This is a genomic window from Mycobacterium sp., assembly GCF_035603715.1.
Lineage (GTDB): Bacteria > Actinomycetota > Actinomycetes > Mycobacteriales > Mycobacteriaceae > Mycobacterium.
Genome location: NZ_DATNJW010000279.1, coordinates 1 through 10,254 on the forward strand (window position 1 = coordinate 1; position 10,254 = coordinate 10,254).

Sequence of the window (10,254 nt, forward strand, 5' to 3'; positions counted from 1 at the left end):
ACCAAGTAACGTCCGGAAGCGGTGCGCCTCATCGCGTGCGGGATCTTCAACCGATGGGGGCCAATGGGTTCGGCTTTGGTAAGGCGGTTCAAGTCAAACTTCCACAGCTGCTCGCCGACGCTGGCGATGAATTCTGTGGCGTCGAGCCACACCAGGTGTGTCGTGGACTTGATCGACGTGTCGGGAACCTCGAAGCGCAAGGTCGAGATGCGATCTATCTCGTCCAGCGTCGCCGGGTCGTAGAAGAGCAGATGCTGGCCCATGTTTCCAAGGAAACCGACGCTACGGGTCGGATCCACATTCGGTGCATGTCCACCGGCGACCCCGCCGAAGAACACCACCTTGTATGCGTGCGCCTCGGTACGCGGATCGTATTTGAATAGGCACACACCCGCTCGGCCTTCAAGGCCATTGAGCCCCGCGCCGTCGAGGGCGACGTGAAAGGCGTACGGGTAATCCCGCATATGTCCCCTACCGCAGCCGGGTCAGGTGCCGTCAATGCTTTCAGCATGAGCAATAGATCGCAAGCGCTGGGGTTTGCCTTCCCGACTAGCCGCACCCATTGACAGTCTCCGGGTCCCCTGTCATGGTTGTCGGGTACTAACCGAAAACGTTGTTCTCAGATAAGGCAGCCATGCGCGCGGACCCGGTGACGATGTGAATTCTGTGCAGCGACCGATGGCTTGGTTGCCGCACTCCATCGCCGAGGCGTCCACCGAGACGCCGGCGGGCGGCGATGTGGGCTTGCCTGCGGCGTGGTCGCATCTGATGGAGCAGCTCAACACTGCCGCGCAGATCGTCGAATCCGATGCCGCAAGCCGAAATCGGGTCGATCTCGCGGCGGGAATGCGGCATCTGCTGGTGCTGCTGGCCACTGGCATCGACGAGGCGTTGCGCTTCGATCCCGATCCGATTCTGCGGGTTCAGCGCGCCAGCACGACCGACATCCTCACTTGGGGGATGGAATGTCCAGACTGCCTGTACACCCGCGCGACGATGCGTGGTGGGGAGAGCTATCGGCTGTCCGGCAATCGTGGCACCGCAAGGTATGTCGGGCTGCAGACGATGAACGGCATCGTTTCCACCGCGAATGCTTTAGTCGACGAGCTGGTCACCGACGGTGACGGCAATTTCGAGGTGGTGCTGTCCGCCGAGGAACACGACGGCAACTGGATGCCGATCGACGGTGCGCATCCGACACTGACCGTCCGGCACTTCTTCTACGACTGGGACACCGAGACGCCGTCGTCTTTACGCATCGAACGGATCGGCGATCCGGCGCGGCGTGAGGCTGTCGAGGTCGATTCCGACGTAGTGGTGTCTCGGCAGTTGGTCGCCCTCGGTGATTTCGTGCACGATAATCTCGACTTCTTCCTGCAGTTCGGTGCGGCGGCGCCGCCGAACGGCTTTCTGCCTCCGATCGATCGCACCGCGATCGGTGCGGCCGCGGAGAACAAACCCGTGATCGGGCGGTGGGAACTCGACCCTGAGCAGGCGTTGATCCTCGAAGTTGAACCACCCCAAGGGGTTTACTGGAGCTATTCGCTCGGCAACCCGTGGTGGGAAACGATTCACTACGGCCGCCACCAATCCAGCCTGAACGCGCACCAAGCGGTGGCGGATTCCGACGGCCTGGTGCGGGTGGTGGTCTGCGGACGCGATCCCGGGGTGGCCAATTGGCTTGACACCGCAGGCTTCAGCAACGGTGCGATGATCCTGCGCTGCGTCCGCACCAGTACGGCACCGACTCCGAGCAGCAGAGTTGTCGCGTTCGACGAGATCGCGTCCGCGCTGCCCGCGGACACCGCCAGGATCAGCGCCGACCAACGCGCATCGGTGCTCGAGCGACGCCGGCGTGCCGTCCACGAAAGGTTCGCCCTGTGACGTTTTCTGCCGACGAACTCGAAGACGGTGCGCGCGCCGCAACAGGGCTGGATGACTTCGGATCACCTTATTACCGAGAGGGTTTGGAGCGCACCGTCGACGCGTTGAACAACGAGGCGGAGCTGTCCGAGATAGGCAACGTCATTCAGCACGCCACCATCAGCAACGCGCTGATCCAGCGACTCAAGGTCGAAGACACCTACACACAGCACCCGGAGATCGATGACGAGGTGGTGGGCGGACCCGTGTTCGTCATCGGACTGCCCCGCACCGGAACTACGGCGCTGAGCCAATTGGTGGCCGCCGATCCGCAGTTCCGTTCGCTGCGGATGTGGGAGTCGCAGGCGCCCACTCCCCCGCCGGAGACGGCCACCCAAGACTCCGACCCACGCATCGCGCAGGCCGAAGAAGGCCTGCGAATGCTCGACGAGATGTTCCCGTTGATGAAGACGATGCACAACTCCGAGGCGACGGCGGCGACCGAATGCCAAGACCTGATGGGCATGAGTTTTCGTACCTTCCACTTCGACGGCGCGGTTCGGGTCCCCAGCTACCTGGACTGGCTGATGCACTGCGACATGCGTGAGACGTACACGTTCCATCGTCGGGTGCTCAAACTTCTGCAGTGGCATTGCCCGCCGACGTTGTGGCACCTGAAAACTCCGGTGCACATGTTCGCGCTGGACGCCCTGATCGAGGCGTACCCGAACGCGAAATTCCTCTGGAGCCATCGCGATCCCGCCAAAGTCATGGGCTCGGTGTGCAGCCTGATCCAGTATGTGCGCAGCTGGAGCAGTGACCGAGACGATCCTGAGGAACTGGGTGCAGAGCAGCTTGACAGCTGGGCGGAAGCCGTTCGCCGCGCGATGGACTTCCGCCGACGCTTGGGTGACAACCGGTTCGCCGATGTCGCCTTCGCGGACTTGCAGCATGATCCGGTGGGCACATTGCGGGCCGGCTACGCATCGCTGGGCTTGACGTTCTCCGAAGATACCCAGCGGGCCGTAGAGCAGTGGGCCGACGAACACAAGCCCGGCTCGCGTGGCGCACACGACTACGAATTGTCCGACTACGGGCTGACGCCCGAAGGTGTTCGCGAACGGTTCGGCGACTACCTGCGCACCTACGACGCGACCGGATGACCGCCCCACGTACGCGGCGACGAAGCAAGCTTGCTCCGGACCCCGACGTGCGCCGCACGATCGTCGCCGCCGCCTCAGAAGCCCTGCGCGAACAAGGAGTTCGGGGACTCAGCGTCGCCGCCGTCCTGGATCGTGCCGAGCTCAGCACCCGAGCGTTCTACCGGCATTTCGAATCGAAGGACCAGCTAGTCGCGGCGGTGTTTCTCGAGATGGCCCATGCCGAGAAGCGAAGGCTGCAAAGGAAAATGGCCAAGGCCGGCGATCCAGTCGAGGCGGTCGCCGCCTGGATCGACGGTCGGCTCGACCTGGCGTTCGACGAGAACGTCAAATCCGATTTGCGGCTCTTGTCGCTGGAGGCCCAGTCACAGATGTTCGCTGCTCCCGAACTGATTCAGCCCGCCTTTGAAGAGATGCTCAAACCGCTGATCGAGCAGCTGAACGATGGACTGAGGGACGGCGTGTTCCATGACGTCGATCCGGTGGCCGAAGCACAGTCGATTCAGGGCGTGGTATGGGCGAGCACTGAACGACAATGGGCCGCAGCCAATTACGAACGTGGTGAGGTCCGGCGACGAGCTCTCCGGTTCTGCCTGCGCGGTCTGGGAGTGAAGCCCGAAATTATCGCAGACATCGCCGTGCGCGACCGATTGTAAGGAGCAGCAATGGACCTGGGTCTGGCCGGATCGACCGCCGTCGTCACCGGCGGCAGCAAGGGTATGGGGCTGGCGATCGCACAAACTCTGGCAGCCGAAGGAGCCAGTGTCGCGGTGATGGCCCGGGGCACGGCAGCCCTGGACCTGGCGGTGGAATCGCTGCGAGCGGCGGGCGCACCCGACGCCGTCGGGATCAGCGTGGACATGACCGATGCCTCGTCGATCTTGAGCGGCTTCGACGAGGTGTCCGATCGTTGGGGACGGCTGAACAGCCTGGTCCACACCATCGGCCCGGGCGACGGGTACTTCGAGCAGATGGACGATGCCGAGTGGGACGCCGCCTTCACGTTGGGCACCATGGCGGGCGTCCGTTCTATTCGCGCCGCGTTGCCGATGCTGCGCGCCGCGGATTGGGCCCGCATCGTCACCTTGTCCGCGCATTCCATCCAGCGGCAGAACCCGCGCATCGTCGCCTACACGGCGTCGAAAGCGGCCCTGTCCAGCGTCACCAAAAACCTGTCGAAAAGCCTTGCCAAGGACGGAATTTTGGTGAACTGCGTGTGCCCGGGGACCATCGTGACCGCGAGCTTCACCGAGAACCTCAAGGACATCCTCGCTGCCGACGGCCTCGATGCGTCCGACCCGCACGATGTCATGACCTGGATCAATGACAACTTCCACCAACCGTGCGACCTCGGGCGTGCCGGGCTGCCCGAGGAGATCGCGTCCATCACCACCTATCTGGCCTCTCAGCGGAATGGTTACGTCACCGGCGCGACGGTGAACGTCGACGGAGGATCGGACTTCGTCTAGCCACGATTGCGTGAGAGCGGTCGGGAGAATAACATTCTCCTCATTGGCGAATGAGTGTCTCAGAGCTCGCAAAGAAGGGGGCTCGATCAACGGTGACCGACACGTTGAGCGTGCAGCGGCCGCACAACGGCGTGGTCGTGCTGCAGCTGAACCGGCCCGCACGGCTCAACGCGCTCAACGACGTCATGGTCGGCGCGCTCACCCAGACGCTTGCCGCCCTCGGGTCGGACAGCTCGGTCAACGCCGTCGTGCTGACCGGCGCGGGACGTGGCTTCTGCTCGGGCATCGACATGCGCGATTTCGGTCCGCGATTACCCGAGGCGACCGATCCCGCTATCGACCGGCTGCGTTTTCAAGAGACGATGGCCGAGCTGCCGCAAGCAATCCGCGACATCCCGCAACCGGTGATCGCCGCGGTCAACGGTCCGTGCGTGGGTGCGGGTCTGGCGCTGTGCCTGGCCGCCGACATCCGAATCTGCTCGACGGCAGCGACATTCGGCAACGGAGCGATCCTGCTCGGCCTGTCGGGCGCCGAGATGGGGATGAGCTACTTCTTGCCGCGCATTGTCGGGACAAGCGTGGCCGCCGATTGGATGCTGACCGCCCGTACCGTCTCCGCAGACGAGGCCGACCGCCGCGGGTTGGTCAGCGAAATCGTCGCACCCGAGAATCTTGTTGACCGAGCGCTGGAAATAGCCACTCGGATAGCCGAACTCACGCCGTTGGGCGTGCAACTGACGAAACGCGCGTTGCAGGTCAACACCGACGCCGCCGGATTGGAACCCGCGCTCGAACTGGAGAACCGCAACCAGGTACTCAGCCATGCGACCGACGAGGCCGCGGCGCGCCGGCAGTCGTGGTCGTCATGACGGGCCCGCTGCGAGGGGTGCGAGTAGTGATGATGGGCGGGCTGGGGCCCGGACCGTTCTGCGGCATGCTGCTCGGCGACCTCGGCGCTGAAGTGGTTCGGGTGGACCATGTACGAGAGGTCGACGGGAAGCTGCCCATTGACTACACGGTGCGGCGCAACCAGCGCTCGATCGCCGTCAACCTCAAAGATTCGCGTGGCCCTGAGTTGGTACGGCGACTGGTCGCGGGCGCGGACGCGTTCGTCGACGTGTTCCGGCCCGGTGTGGCCGAACGCCTCGGTATCGGGCCCGACGAGTTACTCGACGCCAACCCGCGGCTGGTGTACGCGCGGATGACCGGCTACGGCCAGGACGGTCCGTATGCCGACCGGGCCGGCCACGACATCAACTACATCGCGCTGACCGGGGCACTGCACGGCATAGGCACTGCCGAAAACCCCGTCCCGCCTTTGAATCTCATCGGCGACTACGGCGGCGGCGGCATGCTGCTGGCCATCGGATTGCTCAGCGCGATCCTGGAGTCCCGGCAGTCCGGTCAAGGTCAAGTGCTCGATGTCGCGATGGTCGACGGGGCGGCGACGATGATGGCCCCCTACTACGGCATGGTGCACGCCGGCACATGGCGCGATCATCGGTGCGACAACATCCTCGACGGTGCAGCGCATTTCTACGGCGTATACCGCACCGCCGACGACAAGCACGTCGCGGTGGGGGCGATCGAGCCGCAGTTCTACGCCGAGCTCTGTCGATGCCTCGGGGTGGATGTACCGCATGATGACGATGCGCCGTCGGCGTGGCGCGCACATCGAGAAGCATTGGCGGCCCGGTTCTTACAGAAGACCCGTGCCGAATGGGAGCAGCAACTCGGCACACCCGGGTCGTGCGCTGCCCCGGTATTGACAATCACTGAGGCGCCGAACCATCCGCACAACGTCGCGCGACAGACGTTCATCGAGGTCGACGGCGTGCCGCAACCCGCACCGGCGCCGCGGTTTTCCCGCACCATGCCGGCGCCGCCACGCTCGCCGGCGCTGCCCGGCGACCACACCGCAGCCGTTTTGGCCGGACTGGGATTTGATGACAGCGCGGTCGCCGAGTTGACCGGTGCTGGCGTGGTCCGCCAGAGCGCAGCGGGCCGTACCAACTGAGTATCGAAAGGACGATCGGTGGCTTGGGACTTCTCGACTGACCCGGAATGGGCTGGGCAACTCAAGTGGGTTGACGAGTTCGTGCGTTCGGAATGTGAGCCAATTGACCTGATTGTCAAGGAGTCTCACGACCTCAACGACCCGGTGCGCCAGGCGCTCATTCCTCCGCTGCAGAAGATCGTCAAGGAGCGCGGGCTGTGGGCTACGCATCTGGGGCCGCACCTGGGTGGTCCCGGATACGGCCAGGTGAAGCTGGCGTTGCTCAACGAAATACTCGGCCGCTCCGAATGCGCCCCGATTGTTTTCGGTTCGCAAGCGCCGGATTCCGGAAACAGCGAGATTCTGGCGCACTACGGCACTCCCGAACTCAAGAAGCGTTATCTCGAGCCGCTGCTGGACAATCGGATCATCTCCTGCTTCTCGATGACCGAGCCACAGGGCGGCGCCGATCCGAAAGAGTTCACCACCAGCGCGGTCCAGGATGGCGATCACTGGGTGATCAACGGCGAGAAGTGGTTCTCGTCGTTTGCATCGATGGCGTCGTTTTTGATCGTGATGGCGGTGACGGACCCCGATGCCTCGCCATATCAACGTCATTCGATGTTCGTCGTGCCCGCTGAGACGGCGGGCATCAACGTCCTGCGTGATGTGGGCCTCGGTTACCAGCCGCTCGGCGGTGGTGGCCGCGAGGGTTATGTGCGGTACGAGAATGTCCGGGTTCCCGCCGATCACATGCTCGGCCCGCGCGGCGGTGCGTTCGTCGTCGCGCAGACCCGGCTCGGCGGCGGCCGGATTCACCACGCGATGCGCACGGTCGGACTGGTTCGTCGGATCTTCGACATGCTTTGTGAGCGTGCGGTTTCCCGGCATACCCAGGGTCAGATGTTGAGCGACAAGCAACTCGTCCAGCAGATGGTCGCCGACTCGTGGATGGAGATCGAGGCGTTCCGGCTGCTCACCCTGCAGACCGCGTGGAAGATCGACCAGCACAACGACTACAAGGCCGTGCGGGCTGACATCTCGGCGGTCAAGGCGATGATGCAAAAGGTGTTGCACGACGTGTCGGCCCGGGCGCTGCAACTGCACGGATCGCTGGGCACGACGCACGAGATGCCCTTCGTCCAGCACCTTGTCGAGTCGTTCGTGTTGGGGCTGGCCGACGGTCCGACCGAGGTGCACAAGGTCACGCTGGCGCGGCTGCTGCTCAAAGATCGCACGCCGTCACCCGACGTGTTTCCGTCCGAACACATTCTGCGACTGCGGGAAGCGGCCGAGGCCAAGTTCGCCGACAAGCTTGCCGGCGTGCCGCGGAACTAACCGAGCAACTCGCCCGCGCGCGACAGCAGGAGCGGCAGCACCGGCGCCATCGCCTCCAGCTCAGGGTCCGGCGTGCTGCGCCGCCGGTTGTGCTTGACGATCAGCGACCACGTCGCGGTCGACTTGAAGCAGGCCAGTGCGCAGAACCAATTCAGTTCTGGCACTTCGCTTCCCAACGCCTGCCGATAGATCGTTGCCAGCTTGTCGACCGGCGGCACCGCCGCGGCGTATCGGGTGGGTCGGCGGTAGGTGCGCGGGTCGCAGTTGATCAGAAACCAACCTGCGTCGACGCGCGGATCCCCGACCGACCAGATCTCCCAGTCGATGATGGCCGTGATGCGGTCCTGCTCGGCTAATAGGTTGCCGAGCCGAAAGTCGCCGTGCACGAGTGCGGGCGGCAGGGGCCGCGGTGCGCTGAATCGCAGCGCGGTCGCGACCTCGCGCCACCCCGGTGCGAGCTTGGCATCGGTGGTCTCCAGCGTCCGGCACCACCGCTCGACCTCGTCACGCAATCCGGTGACCGGCTCAGAAGCCAGCCCCACGGCGCCGGGCTCGATGCGATGCAGCTGCGCAAGTGTCGCCGCGGCGTTATGGAAGCGCTCCGCGACAGTGAGTTCTGGTCCGCCATCGACATCGTCGAATAGCGGCTCGCAGCTGATCCCGTCGATGAAGGACATCACGAACAGCGGCGGCACGTCGGGCGGGTCACCGGGGTCCTCGAAAAGCAGTTCCGGAACCGGTACCGGTGTCGGGCTCAGCGCCCGGATGACGCGGGCTTGCCGCAACACATCGCGATGCGCGATCGGGGGTACCCCCGGCGGCGCTACTTTGACGACCACGCGTTGATTTCCGCGCTGTCCCGCGTAGGTCAGGCTTGACGCACCACCGGCCAACGACTCCAGCGCAGAAACGTCTCGTGACGAAAGTCGCTCAGCAAGCTGGACGAGAAGTGGGTCGGTCAGTGCAACCACCCGATCTCACGCAGAAACGGCTGCGTATGCGCAATCCTGCCGGTCATCGTTGTGGGGTCTCCCGTAACCAGGGTCAGTGCGGTTTGAGTGATGAGCTCGATGTCTTCGGTATCGATCTTGGCCAGATCGAGAGTCCCCGCGCCGGGGGTGGCCACCGGGTTCGACGGCGCCGCCGCATTCACCGCGATGCCATCGGTATAAAGCTCCGCCGCAAGGCTTTTCGTGAGGCGGTTCAGTGCCGCCTTGACCGTGCCGTAGACCCCGAAGCCGGCGGTGCGGTCGAACTCAGAGAACGGCGGCCCCTCAGGCATATCACCACCGAGCGAGGTGATGTTGAGTATCCAGCCGCGGCCCCGTTCGCGCATGGCCGGGATGGCCAGCTGAGACAGATGCATCGGTGCCAGCACATGCATTTCGATCATCACCCGTGCGCGCCGCTCCGGAAACTCGTCGAGTGGCCGCAGGAACGTCACCGCGGCATTGTTGACCAAAATGTCTGGTGGACCGACTTTTTCGACCAGATCGCCAAATAGCCGTTCCCGGTCTTCGGATTTCGACAAGTCGGCCTGGATCGCGATGGCCGTGCCACCAGCGGTGGTGATCTCTTCCAGCGTCTGCTGCAACGATCCGTGATATTTCGGATCGGGCTCGAGGGTGCGGGCAGTGAGCCCGACCGTCGCACCTTCTTCGGCCAATCGCTGCGCGATCGCCTTGCCCAGTCCACGGCTGGCGCCGGTCACCAGGGCGACCTTGCCGTCGCAGGCTCCTGCCATCGTCTGACCTATCTCCTCGGCGAGCGGAGAACAGCTTCTCCGATAGTGAGAATCCCGTTCCCGGATGGCTCGAAGTATAGGTTCCGGGATCGAGGTTCGTGGCCACGCCGAGATCACTGAGCGTGCCCTGAGTGGTGCACCGAATCGACTCAGGCCGTGCGCGACTGGGGCTGTTTGCTGCGCTGCGGATCTGAGCTGGGATTTAGTAAGCCGTTTTGCCGGGTTTGCCCTGTTGACGCGGTGTCAGTTAGCTGGGAATCCGCTGGCAACCTGAGATTTGCCCAAGAAATTGCATTGACTTTCTATATTACTCCTGAGTAGTGTCCCGTGACGTTACTCACAAGTAACAACACCCCCTCCCTGCATCACAAAACCCGGACAAGTAGGAGTAAGACCTAATGCACAATCGCTTGATATTGGCTGGTCTAGCAGCCACTGGCGGGCTGCTGGCTACCGCGTTTCTGCAGACAGCAGTCGCTGTCGCGGATGCCGGCGCGGACGCTTTCACCATCGGCGGCTTCACCTTCGACCCCCAGTTGGCAGCCGGCGGCGAGGGCTTCGACCCCGTCGCTCAGCTCACTACCTCTCCCCCGCTGCTGGAACTCGGTGGCGGAACGGCGCTCGGGCTGCCGCTCGCGACTCAAGACTTCAACATCTACGACCCCACCAGCGGCACCGAACTGG

At 64.0% G+C, this 10,254-nt stretch carries 11 protein-coding genes; 8 read left to right on the forward strand and 3 right to left on the reverse strand.

Going from position 1 to position 10,254, the window contains the following annotated elements:
• On the reverse strand, positions 1–464 hold a 464-nt coding region (locus VN856_RS11695), incomplete at its 3' end, for a hypothetical protein (protein ID WP_325689131.1).
• 214 nt (positions 465–678) lie between these two features.
• On the opposite strand from VN856_RS11695, the gene VN856_RS11700 reads away from it, so the two are divergent.
• From VN856_RS11700 to VN856_RS11730, 7 genes are read left to right on the forward strand one after another with little or no spacing between them, the layout of a single operon-like run.
• Entirely contained in the window at positions 679–1,884 is a 1,206-nt protein-coding gene (locus VN856_RS11700; protein WP_325689133.1) for a hypothetical protein, read from the forward strand.
• On the forward strand, positions 1,881–3,026 hold the full coding sequence (locus VN856_RS11705; RefSeq protein WP_325689134.1) for a sulfotransferase: 1,146 nt from the start codon (positions 1,881–1,883) through the stop codon (positions 3,024–3,026). The genes VN856_RS11700 and VN856_RS11705 overlap by 4 nt, the downstream gene beginning before the upstream one ends.
• Positions 3,023–3,679, forward strand: a complete 657-nt coding sequence (locus VN856_RS11710) for a TetR/AcrR family transcriptional regulator (RefSeq protein ID WP_325689136.1) — start codon at positions 3,023–3,025, stop codon at positions 3,677–3,679. The genes VN856_RS11705 and VN856_RS11710 overlap by 4 nt, the downstream gene beginning before the upstream one ends.
• Positions 3,680–3,688: 9 nt before the next feature.
• Entirely contained in the window at positions 3,689–4,492 is an 804-nt protein-coding gene (locus VN856_RS11715; RefSeq protein WP_325689138.1) for an SDR family NAD(P)-dependent oxidoreductase, read from the forward strand.
• 50 nt (positions 4,493–4,542) lie between these two features.
• Positions 4,543–5,361, forward strand: coding sequence for an enoyl-CoA hydratase/isomerase family protein (locus VN856_RS11720; protein WP_414686934.1), 819 nt, complete (start codon positions 4,543–4,545; stop codon positions 5,359–5,361).
• On the forward strand, positions 5,358–6,509 hold the full coding sequence (locus VN856_RS11725; RefSeq protein WP_325689142.1) for a CaiB/BaiF CoA-transferase family protein: 1,152 nt from the start codon (positions 5,358–5,360) through the stop codon (positions 6,507–6,509). Before VN856_RS11720 ends, VN856_RS11725 begins: the two co-directional genes overlap by 4 nt.
• A gap of 18 nt (positions 6,510–6,527) precedes the next feature.
• Entirely contained in the window at positions 6,528–7,826 is a 1,299-nt protein-coding gene (locus tag VN856_RS11730) for an acyl-CoA dehydrogenase family protein (RefSeq protein ID WP_325689144.1), read from the forward strand.
• Here the strand turns inward: VN856_RS11730 and VN856_RS11735 are convergent.
• Both VN856_RS11735 and VN856_RS11740 read right to left on the reverse strand, forming a co-directional pair.
• Positions 7,823–8,788, reverse strand: coding sequence for a phosphotransferase family protein (locus VN856_RS11735; protein ID WP_325689149.1), 966 nt, complete (start codon positions 8,786–8,788; stop codon positions 7,823–7,825). The two genes, VN856_RS11730 and VN856_RS11735, sit on opposite strands and share 4 nt — an antisense overlap.
• Positions 8,785–9,570 (reverse strand): SDR family oxidoreductase, encoded by a 786-nt coding sequence (locus VN856_RS11740; RefSeq protein ID WP_325689146.1) that lies wholly within the window; start codon positions 9,568–9,570, stop codon positions 8,785–8,787. Before VN856_RS11740 ends, VN856_RS11735 begins: the two co-directional genes overlap by 4 nt.
• A gap of 416 nt (positions 9,571–9,986) precedes the next feature.
• Here VN856_RS11740 and VN856_RS11745 point away from each other — a divergent pair.
• Positions 9,987–10,254, forward strand: a 268-nt coding sequence (locus VN856_RS11745) for a hypothetical protein (RefSeq protein ID WP_325689148.1), incomplete at its 3' end; no start/stop codon positions are given.